We start from the raw sequence: 24,810 nt of genomic DNA, 5'->3' as shown, positions 1-24,810 counted from the left end.
ATTTTTCATTTATACTCTCTTACTCTATTTCTTTACTAATTCTTTCGGTGCATGAATCCAACTCATCATTTCACGAAGCTCTGCTCCCACTTTTTCTAATTGATGATTTTGCTCTGCTTTTTTCATTGCGTTATACGTTGGACGCCCTGCTTGATTTTCTAAAATCCATTTCTTCGCGAATTCACCTTGCTGAATTTCTGTAAGTACTCGTTTCATCTCTTTCTTCGTTTCATCTGTAACAATTCTCGATCCTGTTACATAATCTCCAAACTCTGCCGTATCTGAAATAGAATGGCGCATAGTCGTTAATCCACCTTCGTACATTAAGTCAACAATTAGCTTTAATTCATGCAAACATTCAAAGTATGCAATTTCAGGGCGATATCCACCTTCCGTTAACGTTTCGAACCCGGCCTTCACAAGTGCAGTTACCCCGCCGCAAAGTACAGCTTGCTCACCGAATAAATCCGTTTCGGTTTCTTCTTGGAATGTCGTTTCAATTACCCCCGCACGTGTACACCCTACACCTTTTGCATACGCCAGTGCTACGCTTAATGCCGTGCCCGTAGCATCTTGATGTACTGCGACTAATGCCGGAACACCATTTCCTTCTTGGAATACACGGCGAACGAGATGTCCTGGACTTTTTGGTGCGACCATCGCTACATCTACGTAACTTGGCGGATTAATTTGTCCGAAGTGAATGTTAAATCCATGTGAGAAAAGTAACATTTGTCCTTCACGAAGATTCTCTTCTACCTCTGCTTTATACACATGAGCTTGCTGTTCATCTGGCAATAACATTTGTACAACTTGTGCGGTTCGAACCGCTTCTGAAACAGACATTACTTCAAACCCATCCGCTTTCGCTACTTCATACGACTTACCAGGACGAACACCAACTACTACTTCTACACCAGAATCACGTAAATTTTGTGCTTGCGCATGCCCTTGTGATCCATAACCAATTACTGCAACAGTTTTCCCTTGTAATAACTCTACATTTGCATCTTTTTCATAATATGTTTTCATATTCCATACACTCCTTATAATTTATTTACTTGCAGAACATCAATTAATTTTTTCAACTGACTAACAAGTAATGTCGCTTCATTTTCAGTACAAACTGCTGTGAGTTTCATTTCAGAAACACCACTAGTATCTCTTTCGTTTAAATGTAAAGAAGAAATATAATAACCACGCCGAGCAAAAATCCCACTTATACGTAATAAGACACTTGGCTCGTTATGAATAACGAGTGAAAAAGTATGACTCATTCTTCCCACCTCTTCATAATCATTTCGTTATTTCCTTTGTTTGGCGGAACCATCGGAAATACGTTTTCACCTTCTTCTACACAAAAATCAACTACGACAGGACCTTCGTGAGCAAATGCTTCTAACATCACTTGTTTCGCCTCGGTTGAATTTGTTGCTCTTAATCCCTTTACTCCATAAGCTTCTGCTACTTTCACAAAATCTGGTGATCCAATTTTTGACTCTGATAAACGATTTTCATAAAACATTTCTTGCCATTGCCTTACCATCCCTAAAAATTTGTTATTTATGATAAATACTTTTACAGGGATATTATTTTCAGCAATTGTTTGTAGTTCTTGAATGTTCATTTGAAAAGAAGCGTCACCTGCAATACAAATGACAAGTTCTTCTTTTTTAGCTAGCTGAGCACCAATTGCTGCTGGAAAACCAAACCCCATCGTTCCTAATCCTCCAGAGGTAAGGAACGTCCGAGGTTTTCTTGCTTTATAGAAGTGAGCAGCCCACATTTGATGCTGACCTACTTCTGTTGTGACAATCGCTTCACCATTCGTTAATTCACTTACTAAGTTGATCACGTGCTGTGGTTTTAACTCAGATTCTTTTTGCTTATAAGAAAGTGGATATTCTTCTTTCCATGTCTTTACTTTCTGAAGCCATTCGTCTGTTTGTGTATAAATAGACATATGTAACAGCATGTGTAACGCTTTTTTTACATCACCAACAATCGGATGTTCTACAGTTACATTTTTATGAAACTCAGAAGAATCAATATCAATATGTACTTTTTTCGAGTTTGGAGAAAAAAGTTCTAATTTTCCTGTTACACGATCATCGAAGCGAACACCTAATGCAAGTAGTAAATCACATTCTGTTACCGCCATATTAGCAGCGTATGTCCCATGCATACCAAGCATCCCTAGAAACAATGGATCATCCGGTGGATATGCACCAAGTCCCATTAAAGTTGAAACGACTGGAATACGGTTCTCCCTTGCGAATTCGAAGAGTTCATCGGATCCACCTGAATGAATGACACCTCCTCCAATATAAAGAAGTGGACGCTTAGATTTTGAAATTGCTTTAGCCACCTCTCTAAGTTTCATACTGTCTGGTACAAGTTCTGGTTTGTACCCCGGAATATCAACTTCTTCATTAAAGAAACTGGTGACTTTTGCATTTTGAACATCTTTTGGAATATCAATTAATACTGGTCCCGGGCGCCCGCTTTTGGCGATGTAAAAAGCTTCTTGCACAATTCGTGATACATGATTCACATCACGAACCTGGTAATTATGCTTCGTAACAGGTACTGTAATTCCGACAACATCCGCTTCTTGAAATCCATCTTTACCAATTAAAGGCGTTGCAACTTGCCCGGTAATGACAACTAAAGGAATCGAATCCATATAAGCGTCTGCTAAACCCGTAACTAAATTTGTCGCCCCTGGGCCAGAGGTAGCAAAGACTACCCCGACCTTTCCAGAAGCTCTCGCATATCCTTCAGCCGCATGAATGGCAGCTTGCTCATGACGAGTTAAAACATGTTTCAAACCACTTTCGTATAACGCATCGTATACTGGTAAAATCGCTCCGCCTGGATAGCCGAAAACGGTCGTTACACCCAATTTCTTCAAACATTGAATCACGTGCCCAGCGCCTGTCATTTCTTCATACTGTAACTTCTCATACGCTGTATACTGCTGCTTCATTTCCATTAACTCCTCTCCTTATTTATGCTAAGCTTTCCGTCAGCCCAGGAACACGTACTCCTCTTTCTCTCGTTAATTTTTTAAATTCTTCGGTCAATTGTTTCGTTACACTTCCTGGTTTCCCATCTCCAATTTCTCTCGAATCAACTTTTACAACTGGAATTAACTCCGCTGCTGTTCCTGTTAAAAATACTTCATCCGCTACATATACATCATGGCGAGTGAATGGTCTTTCCTCACACGGAATATTCAGTCGTTCACATAGCTCGATAACACTATTTCTCGTAATACCTTCTAATGCTCCTAAATAGGATGGCGGGGTTAGCACTTTTCCATCTTTCACAACGAAAACATTATCGCCAGAACCTTCACAAACATATCCTTGTTGATTTAACATAAGAGCCTCTAACACTCCTGCTTGTGCTGCTTCAATTTTTACAAGTACGTTATTTAAATAATTCATTGACTTAATACGTGGATCTAACGCATCTGGCGTATTACGTCTTGATGCAACAGATACAACGCTTAGCCCATTATCATAAAATTCTTGTGGGAATAACTTTAATTGTTCTGCAATGATAATTACGCTCGGCTTCACACAACTTCTCGGATCGAGCCCTAAGTCACCTTTTCCTCTTGAGACAATTAAGCGAATGTAAGCATCAGTATATTCGTTTTTTTGGAGTGTATGTAAAACTGCTTCTTCCATTTCTTCTACCGTCATTGGAATTGTTAGTAAAATAGATTTCGCTGATTCATACAATCGTTTCACATGTTCTTTTAAACAAAATACATTTCCTCCGTAACTACGAATCCCTTCAAATACACCGTCTCCGTATAAAAAACCGTGATCATATACTGAAACAACTGCCTTTTCTTTTTCTACAAATTCCCCATTCATGTAAATGTACTGGTTTCCCATCTCACATCGCTCCTCTTTTTTTCTCTATTTTTTGCAATCTATTTCTACATCGATTGCTGAGATGAGTATTTTTAACAGAATATTCAGTATATAAACCTTAAAAATATACTCGTCTCAACAATCGATTACTTACATACTTGTAGCAATCCATTGCTGAGACGAGGGAATCGTGGTACCACTCAGCTTCCTTATACTTCTCACGAAATATAAGCTCTGCAAGTCCAATTAGACTTTTGTTTTTCTATCGGGAACAACCCCGCTACTTTTTACTAGTTTTCAAAAGTAGTGCTCCAAGGTGATTTTCAATGAGTGAATTGTTACCACCCTCACAGCCTCGGGGCAGCTCTCTGAAACAATCTTTATCATTTACTCTCCTCTTCTACGCATTCTCTTCTTCTATTTTTAAAAATAAAAACTCTCGCCTCAGCAATCAACTACTACAATTTAGTAGCTTTGATTGCTGAGGCGAGAGTTTCGCGTTACCACTCAGCTTCCTTATACTTCTCACGAAATATAAGCTTTGTAGGTCCAATCAGACCTCCGTCCTTTTACCGGAGACGATGCCGCCGCCCTCTACTCAGTTTCCCTTTCGCAAGCGATGCTCCGAGGTGATCTTCAATGATTCGATTGTTACTACCCTCACAGCCTTGGAGTAGCTCTCTGAAACGATCATAATCATCTACTTTCCTCTTCTTTGCATATACAACATATAAAGTTAGAAAATTCTTAATTAACTTTTATTTGTTACACGTATTATAGGACGTTGTTCTTTTCATTGTCAATATGTTTTTTCAAAAAAATCAAAATTCATTCTATTTATTTTTTCTCAAATCAAAATTGGAATGCATTACTTACATACACTCATATATTACTTAAGTATGTTTGCATTACTACATAAAGAAAAGCTTATAAAGTTTATGAGGAGATGAGGAAACTATGTTAAAAGGGAAAGTAGCGTTAGTTACAGGAGCAAGCCGAGGAATTGGACGAGCGATCGCTAAACGTTTAGCAAATGACGGTGCATTGGTTGCTGTTCATTACGGTAGTCGAAAAGATGACGCTGAAGAAACTGTTCATGAAATTCGATCAGATGGTGGCCAAGCTTTTTCTATCGGCGCAAATCTAGAATCCTTACACGGTGTAGAAAACCTTTATAACGCTTTAGATACTGAATTACAAAAGCGCACTGGTGAAACACAATTTGATATTTTAATAAACAATGCTGGCATTGGTCCTGGTGCTTTTATTGAAGAAACGACTGAACAGTTTTTTGATAGAATGGTTTCAGTAAATGCAAAAGCTCCATTCTTTATCATTCAACTAGCACTACCACGTTTAAGTGACAATAGCCGAATTATTAATATTTCATCCGCTGCCACCCGCATTTCTTTACCTGATTTTGTTGCATATAGTATGACGAAAGGCGCTATTAATACAATGACTTTTACGCTAGCAAAACAGCTTGGAGCACGAGGAATAACGGTGAATGCAATACTTCCAGGATTTATTAAAACAGATATGAATGCAGAACTCTTGAGCGACCCAATGATGAAGCAGTACGCTACTACTATTTCCGCTTTCAATCGCTTAGGTGAAGTAGAGGACATTGCCGATACTGCTGCATTTCTTGCTTCTCCAGACAGCCGCTGGGTTACTGGACAATTAATTGATGTGAGCGGAGGATCTTGTTTATAAAAAACATATATTTTCAAATCTTTTTTATTGCGCAATAAAACAATTTATATAATACTATATAAAACATATACATTTAGGAGGATTACAGCAATGTCCGAAAAAACATACGAACTCGCAACCTTCGCAGGCGGTTGCTTTTGGTGCATGGTAAAACCATTTGATGAACTTCCTGGTATTCATAAAGTACTTTCTGGCTATGCAGGAGGTCATGTAGAAAATCCAACATATGAACAAGTAAAAGCTGGAACATCTGGACATTTAGAAGTTGTTCAAATTACATTCGATCCTTCTATTTTTCCTTATCAGAAATTACTAGACTTATATTGGCCACAAATCGATCCAACTGACGATGGCGGACAATTTTTTGACCGTGGTCCATCTTATCGTACCGCTATTTTTTATCATAACGAAACACAAAAAGGGCTTGCTGAAAAATCAAAACAAGCTCTTGCAGAAAGCGGTATGTTTAAAGATCCAATCGTGACTGAAATTCGTCCTGCTGCACCTTTTTACGAAGCAGAGGAATACCACCAACATTTCTATAAAAAGAATCCAGAGAAATATGCTACTGAGCAAAAAGAATCTGGGCGTGAAGACTTTATAAAAGAAAATTGGCAAAAAAAATAATAAAAACGCATCGTGCTTTTTTAGTACGTTGCGTTTTTATTTTTGATAAAAGTACCATACAATTAACAGAACAATTGCTGTTAGTGACCAAAGTACTATCTCGTTTTTCACTCTATTCTTTTTCTTAGTCATTTCATTCCCTCCTAATAACTATTAAACATATTCAATTTTTTCTTTGTTTAATTGTCCATCTTATATACGTGAATACATCCTTACAAATTCTAATAGCAAGACCACCAATAATTCCGATTGCAATGGCAATTACTAGCATCTGTCCAAAACTAAAAGAATTTGTGTACATTATGTAGAGAACGATACATATAAGTAAAACATCCGGTAAAGAAAGTAAAAACCTTTTAAGCATTCCTTTATCTCCTCTATACTTTATTTATATCTTCTACTGTAATTTTGAAATGAAATTTGTTCAAAAATTCCATTTATACCCTTATTCTATGAAAAATAATAAGAATCCCTTTTCAAAAGAGATTCTTATTCAGCAGATTTAAGTTTAATTATTTTCTACATATCCTATTCCATAATTACTCCTAAAATAGAATAATATTACTAATGATTTATTGTAAATTGACTATTTGCCAGGCAACCGAATGTCGCGCCAGCTACCTACATCGCATTGGCCAAATTCATTATTACCTACCGCGATCACCGTACCGTCTGACTTTAGTCCGACTGTATGTGCACAACCAGCCGCTATCGCTACAATATCTCTCCAATCACTTACGTTACATTGACCATACTCATTCCAACCCACTGCCACCACGGTACCGTTTGATTTAAGTCCGATTGTATGATTCGTACCAGCCGCTATTGCTACAATATCTCGCCAGCCACTTACATCACACTGGTTATGTTTATCATTCCCCACTGCTGTCACCGTACCGTCTCGTTTAAGACCAACAGTATGAAGATACCCAGCCTTGACCGCTACAATACCTCGCCAGCTACTTACATTGCATTGACCATATCGATTATTCCCCACAGTCGTCAATGTGCCGTCCAATTTAAGACCGACTGTATGCCAGTCACCCGCTGTGACTGCCACAATACCTTGCCAACTGCTTACATTGCATTCTCCTTCTTTATTTCGGCCCACCGCTACTACCGTGCCATCCGATTTCAGGCCAATAGTACGACGCCACCCTGCCGCAACCGCTACAATATTATGCCAATCGTTTACATCACATTGTTCATGCTTATTCCAACCCACTGCTACCGCAGTACTGTCACATGTAAGACCGATTGTATGAGCATTACCCGTGTTCGTTGCCATATGAACATTGCCCACTGCGACTGCTTCAATATCTCGCCAGCCACTTACATTACATTCCCCTTCTTTATTCCGGCCCACCGCTACTACCATGCCATCCGATTTCAGGCCAACTGTATGACAACGCCCCGCCGCTATCATATCTTTGGGCCATCGCTTCACTTTTTCTTTCGATAAAAGGTAATCCATGTTTTACCTCCTTGCATATAAGCAACTGTATCATAATAGATATTTTTATCAAATTTCATTATAAATCTACATTTACAAAGAAAGCTTATTGTACTTCTTCAAAAAATAAAAACCTCCAGTTTAAATACTAGAGGTTTTCTCGTTATTTCTTCAAGCGTTCAATAAAATCGTTCAATTTATCTAGCGATTTCATATTCTGATTGCAAGCTACACCATCTTTGCAAATGTAGTTTCCCTTTTTAACGAAAGTTCCTGGTACATCGCCTTTAATTTCAACTAAAAACATTCCTACTTCTTCATGTCCATGACATAACGAACAAATGCTTTTTTTATTTAAACTTTGGAACGTTCCTTGCAGACCAACAAATTTATTTTTATCATTTTTCGCTATAATAAATTTCCTGCTTGACCCCTTATCAATCCAGCTTAAATAAGATATTTCTTTCATATCCATTTCTTCCATATCAGGAAGTTTTAACTTTTTCGCTTTAGGAAATAATTTTTTTAATGTTTGTGCTGTAACTTCTTGAAACGGAATTACATACGGATTTATTTTCATTAAAAATGATTCTGCATCTTCTCTATTTTGAACTGTTAATACCGTATCAATTAACTCTTTCTGTTCATCCGTTAAATTCTCAAATACATGTATTATCTTTTCAATCGCAAGCGATTTTAACGCTTGAATTACACCTCTATCATTTGCCGTTGCATGCCCGTTTGCTAAAATATAAGCTTGTGATTTTATAAAATTATATTGATCACTTCTAATAAACGCTTCCATCTTTATCACTCCATACAAATTGTTGATCTAGTTTTATTGTATACAATGATTACGTTTTTTGATATGTAAAAGATAACTTAGAAACAAACATTACATATATCACTTATTCTCTACCGCTGCATTTCCTGACAAAAGAAGCCATCATCTGTTTTCCATTCCGCATATAATACGTCTTCAAATTTAGTAATTCCTTTTTGCTTTATTTGTTTATAAAGCCATCCTTCATCAAATCCCGCTTCCCTCAAATTATCCTTAACTACTTTTCCATCACTAATTAATGAAATTGGTAAGTATACAGGCTTATGTTTTAAACTTAAATCATTTATAGTAGGAGATTCGTATTTACTTTTTTTCAGAACGCTTATGTTTCCGTTCGGTTCCAATATCATATATTCAACTTCTCGGATTGAAAATATATCTTTTTGTTGCCTAAGCATTTGTTGTAATTGGTTTATATCCAAATGATTTACGCTTAATTGTTCACGATCAATCTTTCCATTACGAATAATAATTGAAGGATATCCTTCAAAAAACCTTCTTGTTCCTCTTACTTTTTGTGTTATCACTTCTATAGTATAAATTAAAATTACCCAAACAAATACTGAATATAAAATAGACCATACTTTAATTTTAGGATCATATATTGAATTTCCAACGAGCTCACCTAGGACGATTGCAGAAATAAAATCAAATGGCGTTAGCTGAGATATTTGTGTTTTCCCTAATATTTTTGTAGCAATTAATAGAACAAAAAAACCAACTAAAAGCTCTATCGTTATTTGTCCAATATGATTCATATATGTTCACCTTTCTACTTTTCAAATGCTCTGTATACCATTTAATAAAAAAACGGCACATTTTTTCTATTATCATGCCCATTCACACCTCATATATCCAATACATATAAAACAAAAAGAGTCTGATTCAAAGTAATATATGAATCAGACTCTTTTCCTCTTATTTAGAATACACAATCTTTTTAATCGTTTCCCCAGAAAGAAAATATTCTTCTGCAAGTTGATGAATAGCAATCCCACTTTTAAAAGCTTCTTTAATTGCTTTATTTCTTTCATCTAGTTGTTTTCTTCCGCCAGATCGTGTACCCCATTTATAATGTTTCGTTTCTTGTTTCGGAATGTAAATTGTTTCACCTTGTATATACTTTTGAATTTCAGTAATTAAACTCTCCGGTAAAACAGCATTAGCTTTTACGTATTTCATTTCTGCTCGCCCCTTATTTTTTATGGTTCATTTCAATAAGGTGCAAAGCCAAATATAAAAAATGATACGAGCTCATATAGGCGATTGTATATTACTTGTCTACCTCACGCAAAGTATCGCCATTTCCATACTTGGCTTTGCATGAGACGTTGCAGTGTCTGGCAATTGAATTATAATCGCCATATAAACACCTCCTAATATACCTTTTGTATTTTATTATATGATAAATTCCTTCTCCTTGCATCCACACCCTTCTTAAAGCACGAAATTACTTAGTTTGATATAATACTTTTTAATTGAATCAAAAATCATTGTGAGGTTACATTATGAAGAAAAAAATTATCATTACAATCGTTACACTATTCTTTATTATCACGGCATTATTCGGAACATACAAATTGATGAACGCAAGAAGCTTTCAATTATTTGGATATTTAACACAACGTGTAGAAACAAATGAAAAAGTGATCGCTTTAACTTTTGATGATGGCCCTACTAACAATGTAAAACAAATATTACCGCTACTAGATAAATACAACGCTAAAGCTACTTTCTTTTTAATTGGAAATGAATTAGAGAAAAATCTATCGTTAGGTGAAGCTATCGCGCAATCTGGGCACCAACTTGGAAACCATACATATTCTCATAATAGAATGGTTTTCAAAACACCTTCTTTTATTAAAGGTGAAATAGAAAAAACGAATTCATTAATCCGCCAAACAGGATTTACAGGCGAAATTGATTTTAGGCCCCCTAACGGTAAGAAGTTAATAGGGCTGCCATATTATTTAAATAAAAACAATATCGAAACAATCACATGGGATCTTGAGCCCGATACTTTTTATAAATCTGCGGCTGATAAAATTAAATACGTTAATAAAAATGTAAAACCAGGTTCTATCATTTTACTGCACTCTATGTATGATGAGTCTAATGAAAATTTACAAACGATTGAAGGTATTTTAGATTCTTTATCTAAGAAGGGCTATCAGTTCGTAACAGTAAATGAATTGCAAAAAAGAGCAAAATAAAAAGGTAGCGTATCTTTGTATGATACGCTACCTTTCTTTTTATATAATGCCAAGTACATTTAAGAATACGATAATAATCGCAATTGGTGCGATATAACGAAGTAAGAATAACCATAATACGAATAGTTTATAACCTTTATTTTTACTTACACCTAGCTCTTTCATTAATACATCTTTCTTCATTTTTAAAGGAACAAAGATAGAAACTAATAATACACCAAGTGGCATTAATACGTTACTTACTGCATAGTCCGCTAAATCAAAGACTGTCTTCCCGAAAATCTTCAGATCACTTAATATACCGAATGATAATGCTGATGGTACCCCAACAACGAAGATTAATAACCCTACGATTAAGGCCATTTTTTCACGTTTCCCTTTACCTTTTGATGTTAACGATGCAACACTAATTTCTAACATCGAAATTGCTGATGTAATCGTAGCGAAGAAGAATAGTAATAAGAAAACAATGAAGAATAATTTTCCGAACGCCATTTTACTGAAAATAGCTGGCAACACGATAAATAATAGTCCCGGCCCTTGAGATGGTTCCATTCCAAATGCGAACACAACTGGGAAAATTGCAAGTCCTGCAAGTAATGTAATAACAAGAGTTAAGGCTACGATAGAAAATGCTGAACGTGGTAAGCTTTCTTCTTTCGGTAAGTATGAGCTATACGTTACCATAACGGCTACCCCGACAGATAATGAGAAGAACGATTGCCCCATTGCGTATAATATAACTTCTGATGTTACATGTGAGAAATCAGGTTGTAAGAAGAAACGAACGCCTTCTCCAGCACCATCTAATGTAAGTGCACGAACGATTAATACAAAGAATAAAACGAATAATGCTGGCATGAAATATTTATTTACTTTTTCAACACCATTTTGTACACCTTTACTTACGATGAAAATAGTAATAAGGATGAATAATAGCTGTGATCCAACTGCTAAATATGGATTGGAAATGATTTCACCAAACGTAGCTTCGTATGCTCCATTTCCTTCCCATAGTCTACCTGTAATTGCATTCCATAAATATAATAAAATCCAGCCTCCTACAACACTGTAGAAAGAAAGTAATATGAAACATGTTACAATTCCTAATTTACCTAACCAAGGCCATAACGTTTTAGGAGCAATCTCTCTATATGCATCGACAGCCTCTTTTTGTGTACTTCTTCCAATAACAAATTCAGCTAATAATAGCGGTAAACCAATTAATAATGTGAAACCGATGAAAATTAGGAAGAACGCTCCGCCTCCTCCAATGCCGGCCATATATGGGAATTTCCAAATCGCCCCAAGACCAATTGCCGAACCTGCTGCAGCTAATACGAAACCTAATTTCGATGTCCATTGCTGTGAATTCATTTGTTAATCTCCTCTCTATCTCTTTTTCTTTGTTACAATTCGGTATTTATATTGTTCTATCAATACTCTTTTCTAATACGTTCACTTCCTCCCTAATAATAAAAAAACGCCCCTACGTAAATACGTAGGGACGACAAAATTATCGCGGTACCACCCTAGTTGTGAAGAATACTAAGAAACCACCTAAATAAAAACGCCCCTACGCAAAAACGTAGGGACGATAAAATATCGCGGTACCACCCTAGTTATGAAGCCACACCAAAGTTAGGACCTAAATAAAAAACGTCCCTACGTAAATACGTAGGGACGATAAATATCGCGGTACCACCCTAGTTGTGAAAAAATCTTCACCACTTTATTTGATAACGGTATAAACTACCGTCTTTCATTTCCTCAAAATATGAGATTTATGAAAGATGCTCCAGGACGAACTTCATGAATAATCTATATACTGATTCACACCAACCATCAGCTCTCTGAAATAGGGAGATATTCACTACTATACCCTTTCATTGCCCAAATATTATTTTCCGAATTGATTACTATCATTTTTATCACACATTAAAAATAGTGTCAACTTATATTTCGAATTTTTATGTATTACAATCTATTTGAAAATTCGAAATATAAGTTTTAGTTTAGAAAACAAGTAGCTTAGTACATAACGAATTCTAACAGGCAATAGAAAAAGAATTACGTATTATTGATACTTATTCAATAATACAAATCATCTAGAAACATAACCTGTCTCTCTGTATTCATTTTTTAAGAGTTTGATGGATACCAAGAAAATTTCGCATCACTATCCAGTGGTCTATTTTTCGTTTCTTCTTTAATTACACGAAACCATTCATTTAGAATTTGAGTTTTGGGCAATTGAGCAGCAAGGCTATCTTCCCAAATTATATGTGAGAACCAGGCTTTCGTTTCCCATTCAAACTGCAATTGTGCGAACGAAATTATAGGGTGATCAGCTCCACGAAATTGCTCATTTACTGCATTTGAAACTTCTGGAGCTTGCGGTAACAACTCGTTCTGAATTCTATTTCTTATCGTCTCATTTTCTAGCTGATCCCAGAAATACAATTGCCCATTTATTTGATAAAAAATATCAAATGAAGCCTCACCTTTCTTCAAATTCAATAACACGAAGGCACGTTCCACATCATTGTCAGCCGCTTTTACAGCATTAACAATTATATTTTGTGCCATTGATACCCAGTAACTAGTCGCTTCCTCTACCGGTGATTCAACATACAATTCTTCACTTAATTCATGAAGAGTAGCTTCTTGCTCATTTACTTTTTCAACTTTTTTAAAAAACCTATTAAAAAACCCCATAACTTCCCCCTTATTACTATTTTCTATTTCACAAAATAAAAAATAGATTTTTCTTGCTCATCCACATTTACTCCTGGTGCGTATGTATGAACTTGTTGCAACACTTCTTCTATTAGCAACTCTAACTCCTGCACACTTTTTTCTGGATTCCCTATTAATGTGTCCGCCATACGTTCATATAATTTTTCAGGTTTAATAGTCATTCGTTCCACATTATTAGGCATCCATTTAAACGCTGGATGATGTACGTACATTTTATTCAAACCAAATAAAACACCCAATATGTTCCTTTGTACTTCGCAAATAACGTCATAAAGCATAAGCCAATCTTTCCGTTTTAAAAGCGCCTTTCGATTGTGCCAACGATTACTTAACCATAGATTTTCTGAAATCATCCGTTTTGCTAGTTCATCTGGATATGCCGCTACTTTTTCTTTTAATTCATTCACTTTCCCTTCTCCATACAAACTAACACCATCATGAATGGATGATACAATACATTGTTTTTCATAACTTATATCATATTGATCCACCACATCCGAAATCACTTTCTCTACTGTCTCTGTTAAAAAGTTACTAATCTCTAATTTAATTCTCTCTTTCGTTAAATACGTTTCCGACCATTCTTCTTCCTCATACGGATGATACGATAATATTTTCCCATCAATATGATAAATAGGGGCCCTACGATCCTCATCTTCCGGCGGTGTTGACCATAAAATATGTAATTCTATATCTGAATGTTCATCTTCAAGCCTTCTAGCTACTGAACCCGCTAAAATAATAGCTTCTACTTTCGGATTTTTCCTATAAATCTCTGACATCTCTATCGCTTTCTCTTTTAATCCCATTTCATTTCCCCCTAAAATTGCAGTAATCCCCTATATTTCATTTATCTATTTCGATATTACAGCTTGCATTACCTTTTCAAATTCCTACTTAATCATATTTCTATCCAATAGCGCTGAATAACTTCACCAGTACGAGAAGAAACTACTTCATTTTCTAACACACCTCCAACCTTTTGAATCGTTTTAGCAGAACCGATATTGGATTTATCGCAAGTTATTAATACTTTCTGCAATCCTAATTTTTGCGCTTCAGCTAATGCAAGTTGTAGTTGTTTCGTAGCGTAACCGTGGCGACGTTTATTCGGATGGACACTATATCCAATATGACCACTTTCCCGTAATAATCCTGGATTTAATCTATGTCTAATATTCACAAAACCTATAAGTTCCCCTTTTTCAAAACTTAAAAACTGACTAGATGGCACTCTATTAGCTAGTAAGTTTTCTCCTAGTTCTTGTTTACTCACTTTTTCAAACCATTCATCAAGAGAATCAAAGTTTTGTAAAGAACTACTTCCATGTGGTTGTTCCCCTGAGTGTAAAAACGCTCGTCTATACGCCGTAATATGCTCACTATATTCATGGATTGGTTTTAATAGTTTCATTGTTCTTCTCCCCCTCTTCATTCCATAAAACAAACACCTTAATAGCAGCTATTCACTATTAAGGTGTTTCTACCCTTTTTATTCAAATAACCCCATGCTCAAATAACGTTCACCTGTATCAGGCGCAATACATAAAACTTTTTTACCAACGCCTAGGCGTTTCGCTATCATGATTGCAGCGTAAACAGATGCTCCAGAAGATGGCCCAACTAATAATCCTTCTTGTCTAGCTAAGTTTCTCATTGTCGTTAAAGCCTCTTCATCTGCAATTTGAATAATTTCGTTATACACTTCTGTATTTAAGTTTTTCGGAATAAATCCTGGGCTTGTTCCTACTAGTTTATGAGGACCTGGTACACCACCGGATAAAACGGGAGATCCTTTCGGTTCCACTACTGCAATATATAAGTTTGGTAATTTCTCTTTTAACGTTTCACCAGTCCCTGTAATCGTTCCGCCTGTTCCTGCCGTTGCAACAAAAGCGTCCAGCTCTCCATCCATTTGTTCGTAAATTTCAAGCGCAGTCGTATAACGGTGAATATTCGGATTAGCTGGGTTTTCAAATTGTTGCGGAATAAAACTATTCGGTATTTGCTTTTGCAATTCTAACGCCTTCGCAATTGCTCCTGGCATTCTTTGTTCTGCTGGTGTTAAAACTACTTCTGCTCCGTATGCTTTCAATAAATTAATACGCTCTTTTGACATATTATCTGGCATAATTAAAATCGCTTTATACCCTTTAGCTGCTGCATTCATCGCTAAACCAATCCCTGTATTCCCGCTTGTCGGTTCAATAATTGTATCTCCTGGTTTGATGAGACCATTTTCTTCTGCAACGTGAAGTAAATTATAAGCAGCACGGTCTTTCACACTGCGCGATGGATTAAACATTTCTAGTTTCACATACACATCTGCTGCGTCTTCCGGAATAAATTTAGATAATCGGATGACAGGTGTATCCCCTATTAATTCCGTAACGTTTTCACACAATTTCATAGCGCATCCCCTATTCTATCGTTTTCTTATCACTTGGCAGTAACCATGAAGTGAGTCCAATTAATGGTAGACAACTACATAATAGCATAATAAATTGCAGGCTATATATATCTGCTAATTTCCCAAGAACTACAGCACCTAATGCTCCAAGTCCAAATGCAAGACCTACGATTAATCCTGACACCATTCCCACTTTTCCAGGCACAAGCTCTTGTGCATATACAACAATTACACTAAAACTACTTGAACTAATAAAACCGATACATAAAAATAACGGTACGACCCACACAAGTGAGACATGTGGTAATAACAGTGCAAGTGGCGCTGAACCTAACATTGAAAATACGATGATATTTTTCTTACCAAATCGATCTGCTAACGGTCCTCCGAAGAAAGTGCCTAACACACCAGCAATCATAAATGCGAATACGAAATACTGGGCATTTTTTATAGATAAACCGTAATGCTCTATTAAGTAAAATTGATAGAAATTCCCGATACCAGCACCGTACCAAGAGCGTACAAAAGTAAGAAAAACAAGAAGTATAATAACGAATTTAATGTGTGTACTTACAATTGCATTTTCCGCCTCAAGTGCAGCCCTCTTCTTCCTTCTTACAGCACCGGTTGCTAATTCATTTTTGTACCAATTCGATACGAAAATTAATAATGCAATTCCTACTGCTGCAAATGCTGTAAAACCCAATGAACCAATTTGACCGAGTGGAACGAAAATTAGCGCTGTAAAAATAGGAGCTAAAGAATTCCCCGTGTTTCCCCCAACTTGATAAATCGCTTGCGCTAACCCTCGTTTTGCACCTGCCGCCATATACGCAACACGAGCGCCTTCTGGATGAAAGACTGCGGAACCTAAACCAATAAATAAAACAGAAATAATAACAATAATAAAGTTTGGTGCAAACGCGAGTCCAATCATTCCAAGCATACTTGAAAACATGCCGAGTGGTAATAAAAATGGTGACGGCTTCTTATCTGAATACATACCAAACACCGGTTGCATAATCGATGACGTCATATTTAACGCAAACGCAATCCACCCTACTTGCATATAGGATAAATTCATCGTTTTTTCCAAAATAGGAAACAACGCCGGCACAACTGCTTGCATCGAATCATTTAAAAAATGTCCAAAGCTAATCGCAAATAATATTCGATATATTGTCGGTGTTTCTACTGTGTTTTTTTGCGAAACTGCCTGCATATGTGAATCGCTCCTTTCTGTACAAAAAATATATTTATTACAGTAGGTGTAATAAATTCTGACTTTTGAAACATTTCTATTCTATACTGCTTTCATTTCTTTTTCCAGAAATATAACTTAACTCCCATCATTGACTTGCATCCTTGTAACTTTCAGCAGTAAAACATTATAGAAAAAGGCAACCCAATCACAAACTGGGTTGCCTCTTACATTAAATTGCAAAACGCTTATACTTCTCGTAATCGCTCGTCTTACATTCCACTTCTAGTTTCGTACCTTCATTTTCATAACTCGTTGATAAAACGTGCGCATGATTATTGAAATACGAAACTACCTGTCCTTGATCATACGGAATTAACATTTCACATTTCGTATATTCTTTATAAATATGGGAACGAATCATTTCTACAAGCTCTTCCATTCCAACATGTTTCTTCGCAGATAAATACACGCGGTCTTCTTGTACTTTCGGAATTTCAACATCCACCATATCTGATTTGTTATAAGCATAGATCGTTGGAATATTTTCTACTCCAATTTTCTTTAACGTTTCATTTGTAATATCAATTAATTGTTCATAATTTGGATTTGCGTAATCTACGACGTGAATAAGTAAATCTGCTTCCGCTACTTCTTCTAACGTTGAACGGAACGCCTTCACAAGATGATGTGGTAATTTACTTACAAATCCAACTGTATCTGTTAATAAAAATGATTTATTATCTGGCAAATCAATATTTCGTACAGATGTTTCTAACGTCGCAAATAACATATCTTTTTCAAATACTTGCTTTTCTTCTGTACCATTATAAATTTCAAGCATTGCATTCATCGTCGTTGACTTTCCTGCATTCGTATAACCTACTAATGCTACAACAGGTATTTCATTTTTCTTACGTTGCTTTCGCTGTGTTTGACGCTGAGCAACGAGCGCTTCTAAATCTTTATTTAAAACTGAAATTTGTTCTTCAATTTTACGACGATCTAACTCTAACTTTTTCTCACCGACACCTTTATTTTTCGTACCAACGCCGCCGCTCTGTCTTCCTAACGATTCACGAAGACCGATTAAACGAGGCATCATGTACTGAAGATGTGCTACTTCTACTTGTAGCTGTGCTTCTTTCGTTTTCGCACGTTGCGCAAAAATATCTAAAATTAAAATGGTACGATCAATTACCTTACAATCTAAATCCTCTTCTAAATTTCGAATTTGTGAAGGAGATAATTCATCATTAAAGATGACCATATTCGCATCTATTTCGCGTACATACGCTGCTACTTCTTCAATCTTTCCTTTTCCGATATAATGCGACGGATTTACTCGTTGTAAATTTTGCGTTACTTGCCCAATTACCTCTACATCACAAGCTTCCGCAAGATTTGTTAACTCTTCCATCGAATACGCAAAATCATCTTCATTACCTACATTTACTCCAACTAAAACTGCTCTTTGTAATACTTCTTCCATATATTTATTCCTCCATTTCGATTACGTAAAATAAAAAACACAGGTCGCTGCCTGTGTTTTCGTAAACGGATAAGGGTTCACCAAAGAAATAGAAGAAAGCTATGCTTTCATCCTATTTTATAGTCAAAAAGTCCCAAGATCGTATACGTATCCACAATAAGCGTTCACCTATACAATCCCATTCTATTTATAAAGGCAAAACAAAAAGAGGGCGTATTCGTCCCTCCCTCTTTTTCACATATAAGCTTAATAAAGGGTTCCTTTAAAATAGGCAGACCAATCCCGTTCACTCTGTACACAGACAGAGCCTTTGAGCGCTATTCAATTATTGGCACAAAGTATTGAGACGTAATCTGATTAAGATCAAAGGAAGCCCCTCCGTTCATTTTAAGTTACATAAAGTGTAGCATAAGTAATTCGCTTTCACAAGGTTTAACAACCTATATCACACGAAAGAAAATCGTTATATTTTTACTTTAATCGTCATTTTTTGCGAGTTTTTCTCACAATAAAAATAACAAAAACAATCATCAATAACAAACCAATGGAAATAATAGCAACTTGCCGCCAATTTAAACCGCTCACCATCTCACCTTTTAAATCCACTTTCTTCGTCGGAACAGACTCTTTTGCAATTTGACTTAAAGCCGCTTTGTCCGCCCCTGCCTCATCCAATCTCTTCGTTCCACTACAACTATTTGTGTGTAATTGTTTTTCTGATCCTCTTTGAGTAGAAAATACTAAGTACCCTCCTCCTTCTACAAAGCGAAACATACAATCACCACCCTTTGTATATACGATAATTTGCGAAGAAGTTGTCCCTTTCCAAATTTTCTTCACTTCAAATAACACTTCAGTTCCAACCTCTTCTTTCCTTCCAACCTCAATTACTTTTCCCTCAAACACTACATCGTTTTTTTGAAATGCAGCTTCTGTTGATACTTTAATACAATCACAAGCATAAGATTTCTCAGGAAAAATAATAAGAATAAAGCTACAAATGATGACGACAGGAAACATGTGTAAAATCCTTTTCAAGGAGCTTAACTCCCTTCATTATCAATTTTAGAAACTTCTCGTATATTATTTTTACAGCACTCGCCAAATTCCTTCATAGTAAGTTAAGTATTATCGTTTTAATACAACAAAAATCTTTATTGACATTTTTATAACCTAATATTAGTATCAGGTTATAAAAAATAAAAGTTAGGAGATGTTCCTATGCATTCTAAATCTCGTATTACTGCAATTGGTACTTATGTTCCAGATCAAATATTGTCTAATAACGATTTAGAAAAGATGGTCCATACGAATGATGAATGGATTGTACAAAGAACAGGAATAAAGGAAAGAAGAATCGCTAGTGACGAAGAATACTCCTCAAACTTAGCCATTAAAGCAATTAAAAATTTATGTACAACATATAAGAAAAACTTAGAAGATGTCGACTGTATCATTGTCGCTACTACTACTGCTGATTACATTTTCCCTAGTGTTGCTTGCCAAATACAACAATACTTCAACATACCTCATACACTAGCTTTTGATTTAAATGCAACTTGTGCTGGTTTTACATATGGACTACACGTCGGTAATAGCTTAATCACTTCTGGATCACATGAAAAAGTACTTGTCGTAGCGACAGAGACATTATCTAAAGTTACTGATTATACCGATAGAACGACCTGTATTTTATTCGGTGATGGTGCTGGAGCTATTTTATTAGAAAGAGATGAAAACACCCCAAGCTTTATCGCTGCTCACATGGGAACAAACGGTGATGGCGGCATTCATCTATATAGAACAAACTTATCTACTACTATGAATGGCACACCACTGCAAACAAATGAAAAAATCGTTCAAAATGGAAGAGAAGTATATAAATGGGCAACACGCACAGTACCAAAAGGCATAAAAAATTTATTACATACCGTAAATATGCAAGTAGATGATATAGACTGGTTCATACCCCACAGCGCTAACTTACGAATGATCGAATCTATTTGCGAAAAATCTCAAATTCCAATACAAAAAACATTAACGAGCGTGGAATATATGGGGAATACCTCTTCAGTCACCATTCCACTCGCTTTAAATTTAGCTATAAAAGAAGGGAAATTAAATAATGGAGACACACTTTTACTATACGGATTTGGTGGCGGACTTACGCATTTAGGGCTTATTGTAGAGTGGAATTTAATTTAAGTGTATAAAAAGAGGTTCTAGTCAGTAACTAGAACCTCTTTTTCATTTAATTTCTTGCCCCTTTTCGAGACCATATCACAACAGGAATAAGTAATAACGCTAACACGCCTCCAGCCAATGACAATGCCGCATAACTTGAATTCGCTACTACCATACCTGACATTGCTCCACCAGAAGCTCCAGCTAGCGCAATAAAAACATCTATTTTCCCTTGTGTTTTAGCACGTGTAGACGGTGTTGTGGAATCAACGATTTGTGCTGTACCACTTATCAATCCGAGGTTCCATCCTAGCCCAAGTAAAGACAGAGCAACGATTAATAATAATAAAGAATCACTTGGCGCTATCGCAGCTATGACACCCGCTGCAAGTAAAATCACTCCACCAGCTATGCTCATTGTAGTTCGGCCAATTTTATCAATTAACATTCCTGTAACGAGAGATGGAAGATACATTGCACCTACATGAAAACCTATCACAAGTCCTACTGCACTTAAACCGTGACCGTGGTGTCCCATATGAACTGGCGTCATCGTCATAATCGCAACCATCACTATTTGCGTAAGTATCATTACGATTGCTCCCACTGTAATACCTCGTTTATTTTCTTTCGCTTCTTCTGTTATTGGTTGTCCTTTATATGTATGTTCCTGTTTATATCTTTCTATTATGTTAGCAATAATCAAAGGATCTGGACGAAGCATAACAAAAAGAACTAGACCCGCCAGTATAAATGCTGCTGCCGATAGTATGAACGGACCTGCAAGCTTAGGAACTCCAATTGAATGAGCAAAACTTCCCATTACCCCTACTAAATTTGGTCCTGCAACTGCACCGAAAGTCGTCATTACCATCGTAATACTAACAGCCGTTGCTCTCTGCTTCTTATCTGCTAAATCTGTACCTGCATAACGAGCTTGTAGATTCGTGGCTGTACCGGCACCATATATAAGTAAAGAAATAAGTAAAAGAATAATACTATTTGTTAAAGCTGCCATTACAACACCAATTGCTCCAAATCCACCTACTATAAACCCTGTTGCAAGACCTATCCGGCGTCCATATCGTTGCGAAAGCTTCCCTACTATGAAAGCTGCTAATGCCGATCCTAATGTAAACATAGCAGTTGGTAATCCTGCAAATGCATCTGTTCCAAGCATTTGCTGCGCAAGAAGTGCTCCCACTGTAATACCAGCAGCTAGTCCTGCACCGCCAAACATTTGTGAAATGCTGACGATTATTAACGTTCGTTTGTATAGTTTTTGTTGCTCTTCTCCTGTGTACACATGATTATCTATTAAAGCCCCTGCCTTATCTAGCAATTCCCCATCCTCCTTTTAAAATTAATCCCTCTTGTTAATGTACTATGTATAACGTTACATATTCAATGGCATTTTCCATTCATCCCTTTCATTCTAAAAAACTTTCTAATCATACTCGACTTATCCCATGCTATATTAAAAATACTACTATTCACAATATGCAAGGAGAAAACAATGAAAAAAACAGGCTAATAGCAGCCTGTTTTTCTTTACGCTTCTTCTACTAATCTTCCCCTTCTCTTTTTACTCAAAGCTTTCCCTTCCCAAAACAACAAACTTACGAAAGCACAAATTAAAATAATTGGCACACTTGCTTTATATAAATCTGTAAAACTCATAGCCATCTGATTCTTGGCATAATGATTCACATCATTCGAAAATGTGAGTACCTCTTTCTTTATACTTTCCTCTTGTTTTTCAACTTCTTTTGTCACTTGCCTCATAACTTCTTCTCTTTTTACATCTCTATATTCTACTGGAACTTCTCTTAATATTTCATCCGTCTTGTCGCGAATCAATTCTTCCTTTTTCTCTTTACTTAATCCCATTGTCATTGCATTTTGTTTCTTATTTATATTCGACTCTAAACTTTGATTCTCTATTTTTTCTTTAGTCATTTGTAAAATTTCAGTTTGCTCAGTACTATTCACATGAATATTACGCACCTTTTCTTCTGCATAACGATATACTTTTTCTTTATTTACAGTTAAATTGTGAGTTAAGTTCGAGACAAATATTGCGACCGCCAATACAATTCCGACTTGTCGTAACATTGATACAACACTTTGAGAAGCAGTTAACAATTCTCCTTCAAACGAAGACGCACTTAAAACTGTAATTGGCCCCACTACTAAACCATATCCAACACCTAATATCATACATGGAATAATAATTTCTATATTTGTTGAATGAACATCAATCATTTGCAACCAATAGTAGGAAAGCCCCATAATAAGAAATCCTGACAAAATAATAGTTACTTTTCCGAGTTTTTTAATTAAAGTTGCTGCAACTGGTGAGACAAAAAATATCATTGCTGAAATAGGTGTCACTAAAAAAGCCGCTTCAATTTCCGTTCGACCTTGTAGTTTCGTCAAGAACGTTGGAAGCAATACAGTAACTCCAATTAAAAATAAATTACTTAATATAACAACGATAGACGCTCCGACAAACATTCGATCTTGAAATAACTTTAAATTCACCATTGGATTATGAATCTTTCGTTCTACTAAAACAAATAGAATAAGAGAAATAGTGCTAATTGCATAACAAGACAAAGCAATATTACTTTGCCATCCCCATGTATTACCTTTTACTAATATGAGAGTAAATGAAAAAATTGCTGTGCTACTTAATAGTAGTCCTATCCAATCTATTTTTGAGATAATACGTTCTTCATTTTTTATTTGTAGCATGATGCAACATAACACGATTCCTATTATACAAACCGGAACATTAACGAAGAACACCCATCTCCATCCTAAATTTTGTGTAATAATTCCACCTATTACTGGTCCCATAGCAGCTGACAATCCTTGTGTTACTCCTAAAATCGCAAGCGCAACATGCCTCTTAGCTAATGGCATAGCTGATACACCAATTACCATACTTGTTGGAAATAAAATCGCTGCCCCAATACTTTGTATAAAACGAGAAAAAATAAGAAAATCACCTGTATTAGCAAAAGCGCAAAGTACCGATCCACCACCAAAAATCACCAGACCAAGAATATACATCTTTGCTTTTCCAAAAATATCAGCTATCCGCCCTAACGGAATGGCAAGTACTGCAATCGTCATTGTATAAACATTTAATACCCAAGACATCTTTTCTAATGAAGTATTTACACTCGATTGTATTGCCGGTAAAGCTATATTCATAATTGTCGTATCAATCATACAAAGAAAGATACCTAGACACATTAAAAAGACAATCTTAATACCCTTTGATTGCTCCATCTTTATATACCCCTTTATTTATTGTGAATGCGTTTTTCATTCTTCTGTTTTATTGTTTTCTTTTGCCTCTAACTCTTCTAATTTTCTCTTCAAAGTCTCCACTTGTGCACTATACGATGCAATACCTACATCTAGTGAAATTTCTTCGACGAAAGTAATACCTACTCTCCACTTTTCATATTTCAATCGAAGATCTGCAATGTACGCTTCTTTTCTTTCAATTTCATCTTTAATCCATTTTTTTATTGTCACATCATCACTATAGTTGCCAAAATACATTCTCATTAAAAAATCCGAACGTAAAACATCCTTCTCTACAGGCGTCTGCATGTATTGATAAAACTCTTCACGTCCTTCATCTGTAATAAAGTACATTTTCTTATTCGGTTTCCCCTCTTGCATGACAACCTCTTTTTTTATTTTCCCTTCATTCTCCAATTGTCGTAACGTTGGATAAATCATTCCAAAACTTCCATCAAAAAAATGAGTAAATACGTCTTCAAACACAATTTTAATATCGTAACCAGACAATTCCTTTTCCATTAATAAACCTAAAACAACATCTCTTCCCTTCAAAGTAAAACCCCCACATAGTATATAATCAATAATCATATTAACAATGTTAATACGATTATTGATTATATACCTTATTCTGTTAATTGTAAAATGTTTCTAAATAAAAAAGTCCCATAATTTGGTTTCACCAATTCACAGGACCAT

The 24,810-nt window shown here is 35.9% G+C and carries 24 protein-coding genes and 2 other annotated features; of the genes, 4 read left to right on the top strand and 20 right to left on the bottom strand.

Going from position 1 to position 24,810, the window contains the following annotated elements; genetic code table 11:
• Window positions 1-24 precede the first annotated feature (24 nt).
• Genes ilvC through ilvE form a run of 4 tightly spaced genes read right to left on the bottom strand, consistent with a single transcriptional unit; the run spans window position 25 to window position 3,911 of the window.
• Window positions 25-1,032 carry a ketol-acid reductoisomerase gene (gene ilvC / locus DN404_RS20950; RefSeq protein ID WP_149215412.1) on the bottom strand — a complete coding sequence of 336 codons (1,008 nt, stop codon included), beginning with the start codon at window positions 1,030-1,032 and terminating at the stop codon, window positions 25-27.
• Window positions 1,033-1,046: 14 nt separating this feature from the next.
• A complete protein-coding gene (locus tag DN404_RS20945; RefSeq protein ID WP_000019916.1) occupies window positions 1,047-1,277 on the bottom strand; it encodes an ACT domain-containing protein in 231 nt (76 codons plus the stop codon).
• On the bottom strand, window positions 1,274-2,989 hold the full coding sequence (ilvB, locus tag DN404_RS20940) for an acetolactate synthase large subunit (RefSeq protein ID WP_002153104.1): 1,716 nt from the start codon (window positions 2,987-2,989) through the stop codon (window positions 1,274-1,276). Before ilvB ends, DN404_RS20945 begins: the two co-directional genes overlap by 4 nt.
• Window positions 2,990-3,011: 22 nt before the next feature.
• Window positions 3,012-3,911 (bottom strand): branched-chain-amino-acid transaminase, encoded by a 900-nt coding sequence (gene ilvE / locus DN404_RS20935; protein ID WP_016122282.1) that lies wholly within the window; start codon window positions 3,909-3,911, stop codon window positions 3,012-3,014.
• Window positions 3,912-4,062: 151 nt separating this feature from the next.
• Window positions 4,063-4,302: a binding site (T-box leader), on the bottom strand.
• A gap of 545 nt (window positions 4,303-4,847) precedes the next feature.
• On the opposite strand from ilvE, the gene DN404_RS20930 reads away from it, so the two are divergent.
• Both DN404_RS20930 and msrA read left to right on the top strand, forming a co-directional pair.
• Window positions 4,848-5,606, top strand: coding sequence for an SDR family oxidoreductase (locus tag DN404_RS20930; protein ID WP_149215411.1), 759 nt, complete (start codon window positions 4,848-4,850; stop codon window positions 5,604-5,606).
• Between the two features lie 90 nt (window positions 5,607-5,696).
• Window positions 5,697-6,233 (top strand): peptide-methionine (S)-S-oxide reductase MsrA, encoded by a 537-nt coding sequence (gene msrA, locus DN404_RS20925; protein ID WP_001291883.1) that lies wholly within the window; start codon window positions 5,697-5,699, stop codon window positions 6,231-6,233.
• A gap of 163 nt (window positions 6,234-6,396) precedes the next feature.
• Here msrA and DN404_RS20920 read toward each other — a convergent pair whose 3' ends face one another.
• From DN404_RS20920 to DN404_RS20900, 5 genes are all read right to left on the bottom strand, one after another.
• On the bottom strand, window positions 6,397-6,597 hold the full coding sequence (locus tag DN404_RS20920) for a hypothetical protein (protein WP_149215410.1): 201 nt from the start codon (window positions 6,595-6,597) through the stop codon (window positions 6,397-6,399).
• Between the two features lie 222 nt (window positions 6,598-6,819).
• Window positions 6,820-7,707 (bottom strand): RCC1 domain-containing protein, encoded by an 888-nt coding sequence (locus DN404_RS20915; protein ID WP_149215409.1) that lies wholly within the window; start codon window positions 7,705-7,707, stop codon window positions 6,820-6,822.
• Between the two features lie 142 nt (window positions 7,708-7,849).
• A complete protein-coding gene (locus DN404_RS20910) occupies window positions 7,850-8,491 on the bottom strand; it encodes a FusB/FusC family EF-G-binding protein (protein WP_000387074.1) in 642 nt (213 codons plus the stop codon).
• A 110-nt stretch (window positions 8,492-8,601) separates the two neighbouring features.
• Window positions 8,602-9,288 (bottom strand): DUF421 domain-containing protein, encoded by a 687-nt coding sequence (locus DN404_RS20905; protein WP_001015543.1) that lies wholly within the window; start codon window positions 9,286-9,288, stop codon window positions 8,602-8,604.
• 160 nt (window positions 9,289-9,448) lie between these two features.
• Window positions 9,449-9,712: a CD3324 family protein gene (locus DN404_RS20900; protein WP_000878325.1), complete on the bottom strand. Its 264-nt coding sequence runs from the start codon at window positions 9,710-9,712 to the stop codon at window positions 9,449-9,451.
• Window positions 9,713-10,038: 326 nt separating this feature from the next.
• Between DN404_RS20900 and DN404_RS20895 the strand changes: the two genes are divergently transcribed.
• Window positions 10,039-10,743, top strand: coding sequence for a polysaccharide deacetylase family protein (locus DN404_RS20895; protein ID WP_061113561.1), 705 nt, complete (start codon window positions 10,039-10,041; stop codon window positions 10,741-10,743).
• A 39-nt stretch (window positions 10,744-10,782) separates the two neighbouring features.
• Here DN404_RS20895 and DN404_RS20890 read toward each other — a convergent pair whose 3' ends face one another.
• From DN404_RS20890 to DN404_RS20855, 8 genes are all read right to left on the bottom strand, one after another.
• Entirely contained in the window at window positions 10,783-12,120 is a 1,338-nt protein-coding gene (locus DN404_RS20890) for a sodium-dependent transporter (RefSeq protein WP_001088187.1), read from the bottom strand.
• Between the two features lie 299 nt (window positions 12,121-12,419).
• Window positions 12,420-12,642 (bottom strand) — a binding site (T-box leader).
• Between the two features lie 243 nt (window positions 12,643-12,885).
• On the bottom strand, window positions 12,886-13,461 hold the full coding sequence (locus tag DN404_RS20885; protein ID WP_000505545.1) for a hypothetical protein: 576 nt from the start codon (window positions 13,459-13,461) through the stop codon (window positions 12,886-12,888).
• 23 nt (window positions 13,462-13,484) lie between these two features.
• Complete coding sequence (locus DN404_RS20880) at window positions 13,485-14,312, bottom strand: DUF4037 domain-containing protein (protein ID WP_149215408.1); 828 nt, start codon at window positions 14,310-14,312, stop codon at window positions 13,485-13,487.
• A 92-nt stretch (window positions 14,313-14,404) separates the two neighbouring features.
• On the bottom strand, window positions 14,405-14,917 hold the full coding sequence (locus DN404_RS20875; RefSeq protein WP_149215407.1) for a GNAT family N-acetyltransferase: 513 nt from the start codon (window positions 14,915-14,917) through the stop codon (window positions 14,405-14,407).
• A gap of 78 nt (window positions 14,918-14,995) precedes the next feature.
• Window positions 14,996-15,913, bottom strand: coding sequence for a cysteine synthase A (cysK, locus tag DN404_RS20870; protein ID WP_149215406.1), 918 nt, complete (start codon window positions 15,911-15,913; stop codon window positions 14,996-14,998).
• Between the two features lie 10 nt (window positions 15,914-15,923).
• Window positions 15,924-17,135 carry an MFS transporter gene (locus tag DN404_RS20865; protein ID WP_001149412.1) on the bottom strand — a complete coding sequence of 404 codons (1,212 nt, stop codon included), beginning with the start codon at window positions 17,133-17,135 and terminating at the stop codon, window positions 15,924-15,926.
• A gap of 211 nt (window positions 17,136-17,346) precedes the next feature.
• A complete protein-coding gene (hflX, locus tag DN404_RS20860) occupies window positions 17,347-18,606 on the bottom strand; it encodes a GTPase HflX (RefSeq protein ID WP_000393291.1) in 1,260 nt (419 codons plus the stop codon).
• A gap of 483 nt (window positions 18,607-19,089) precedes the next feature.
• Window positions 19,090-19,644 carry a cobalamin biosynthesis protein CbiN gene (locus tag DN404_RS20855; protein WP_042866697.1) on the bottom strand — a complete coding sequence of 185 codons (555 nt, stop codon included), beginning with the start codon at window positions 19,642-19,644 and terminating at the stop codon, window positions 19,090-19,092.
• A gap of 183 nt (window positions 19,645-19,827) precedes the next feature.
• On the opposite strand from DN404_RS20855, the gene DN404_RS20850 reads away from it, so the two are divergent.
• The gene (locus DN404_RS20850) at window positions 19,828-20,811 is read left to right on the top strand and encodes a ketoacyl-ACP synthase III (RefSeq protein ID WP_016122277.1); all 984 of its coding nucleotides are present in this window, start codon (window positions 19,828-19,830) and stop codon (window positions 20,809-20,811) included.
• A 46-nt stretch (window positions 20,812-20,857) separates the two neighbouring features.
• Here DN404_RS20850 and DN404_RS20845 read toward each other — a convergent pair whose 3' ends face one another.
• The 3 genes from DN404_RS20845 to DN404_RS20835 form a co-directional block, all read right to left on the bottom strand.
• Complete coding sequence (locus DN404_RS20845) at window positions 20,858-22,132, bottom strand: MFS transporter (protein ID WP_149215405.1); 1,275 nt, start codon at window positions 22,130-22,132, stop codon at window positions 20,858-20,860.
• Window positions 22,133-22,341: 209 nt separating this feature from the next.
• Window positions 22,342-24,090, bottom strand: a complete 1,749-nt coding sequence (locus DN404_RS20840; protein ID WP_063264146.1) for an MDR family MFS transporter — start codon at window positions 24,088-24,090, stop codon at window positions 22,342-22,344.
• A gap of 36 nt (window positions 24,091-24,126) precedes the next feature.
• Window positions 24,127-24,666, bottom strand: coding sequence for a PadR family transcriptional regulator (locus tag DN404_RS20835; RefSeq protein ID WP_006916931.1), 540 nt, complete (start codon window positions 24,664-24,666; stop codon window positions 24,127-24,129).
• Window positions 24,667-24,810 lie beyond the last annotated feature (144 nt).

The organism is Bacillus sp. TE8-1 (assembly GCF_008368855.1).
Lineage (GTDB): Bacteria > Bacillota > Bacilli > Bacillales > Bacillaceae_G > Bacillus_A > Bacillus_A cereus.
The sequence above is the reverse complement of the archived record's forward strand: the minus strand, read 5'-3'. Positions and strand labels throughout refer to the sequence as shown.

Bases quoted from the DNA above. Each gene is read 5' to 3' on its own strand.
- DN404_RS20930 (WP_149215411.1), top strand. From the start codon at position 4,848: ATGTTAAAAGGGAAAGTAGCGTTAGTTACAGGAGCAAGCCGAGGAATT.
- DN404_RS20900 (WP_000878325.1), bottom strand. From the start codon at position 9,712: ATGAAATACGTAAAAGCTAATGCTGTTTTACCGGAGAGTTTAATTACT.
- cysK (WP_149215406.1), bottom strand. From the start codon at position 15,913: ATGAAATTGTGTGAAAACGTTACGGAATTAATAGGGGATACACCTGTC.
- DN404_RS20880 (WP_149215408.1), bottom strand. From the start codon at position 14,312: ATGGGATTAAAAGAGAAAGCGATAGAGATGTCAGAGATTTATAGGAAA.
- ilvB (WP_002153104.1), bottom strand. From the start codon at position 2,989: ATGAAGCAGCAGTATACAGCGTATGAGAAGTTACAGTATGAAGAAATG.
- DN404_RS20890 (WP_001088187.1), bottom strand. From the start codon at position 12,120: ATGAATTCACAGCAATGGACATCGAAATTAGGTTTCGTATTAGCTGCA.
- DN404_RS20865 (WP_001149412.1), bottom strand. From the start codon at position 17,135: ATGCAGGCAGTTTCGCAAAAAAACACAGTAGAAACACCGACAATATAT.
- ilvE (WP_016122282.1), bottom strand. From the start codon at position 3,911: ATGGGAAACCAGTACATTTACATGAATGGGGAATTTGTAGAAAAAGAA.
- DN404_RS20840 (WP_063264146.1), bottom strand. From the start codon at position 24,090: ATGGAGCAATCAAAGGGTATTAAGATTGTCTTTTTAATGTGTCTAGGT.
- DN404_RS20895 (WP_061113561.1), top strand. From the start codon at position 10,039: ATGAAGAAAAAAATTATCATTACAATCGTTACACTATTCTTTATTATC.
- DN404_RS20885 (WP_000505545.1), bottom strand. From the start codon at position 13,461: ATGGGGTTTTTTAATAGGTTTTTTAAAAAAGTTGAAAAAGTAAATGAG.
- DN404_RS20945 (WP_000019916.1), bottom strand. From the start codon at position 1,277: ATGAGTCATACTTTTTCACTCGTTATTCATAACGAGCCAAGTGTCTTA.
- DN404_RS20920 (WP_149215410.1), bottom strand. From the start codon at position 6,597: ATGCTTAAAAGGTTTTTACTTTCTTTACCGGATGTTTTACTTATATGT.
- DN404_RS20875 (WP_149215407.1), bottom strand. From the start codon at position 14,917: ATGAAACTATTAAAACCAATCCATGAATATAGTGAGCATATTACGGCG.
- ilvC (WP_149215412.1), bottom strand. From the start codon at position 1,032: ATGAAAACATATTATGAAAAAGATGCAAATGTAGAGTTATTACAAGGG.
- DN404_RS20915 (WP_149215409.1), bottom strand. From the start codon at position 7,707: ATGGATTACCTTTTATCGAAAGAAAAAGTGAAGCGATGGCCCAAAGAT.
- hflX (WP_000393291.1), bottom strand. From the start codon at position 18,606: ATGGAAGAAGTATTACAAAGAGCAGTTTTAGTTGGAGTAAATGTAGGT.
- DN404_RS20905 (WP_001015543.1), bottom strand. From the start codon at position 9,288: ATGAATCATATTGGACAAATAACGATAGAGCTTTTAGTTGGTTTTTTT.
- msrA (WP_001291883.1), top strand. From the start codon at position 5,697: ATGTCCGAAAAAACATACGAACTCGCAACCTTCGCAGGCGGTTGCTTT.
- DN404_RS20850 (WP_016122277.1), top strand. From the start codon at position 19,828: ATGCATTCTAAATCTCGTATTACTGCAATTGGTACTTATGTTCCAGAT.
- DN404_RS20910 (WP_000387074.1), bottom strand. From the start codon at position 8,491: ATGGAAGCGTTTATTAGAAGTGATCAATATAATTTTATAAAATCACAA.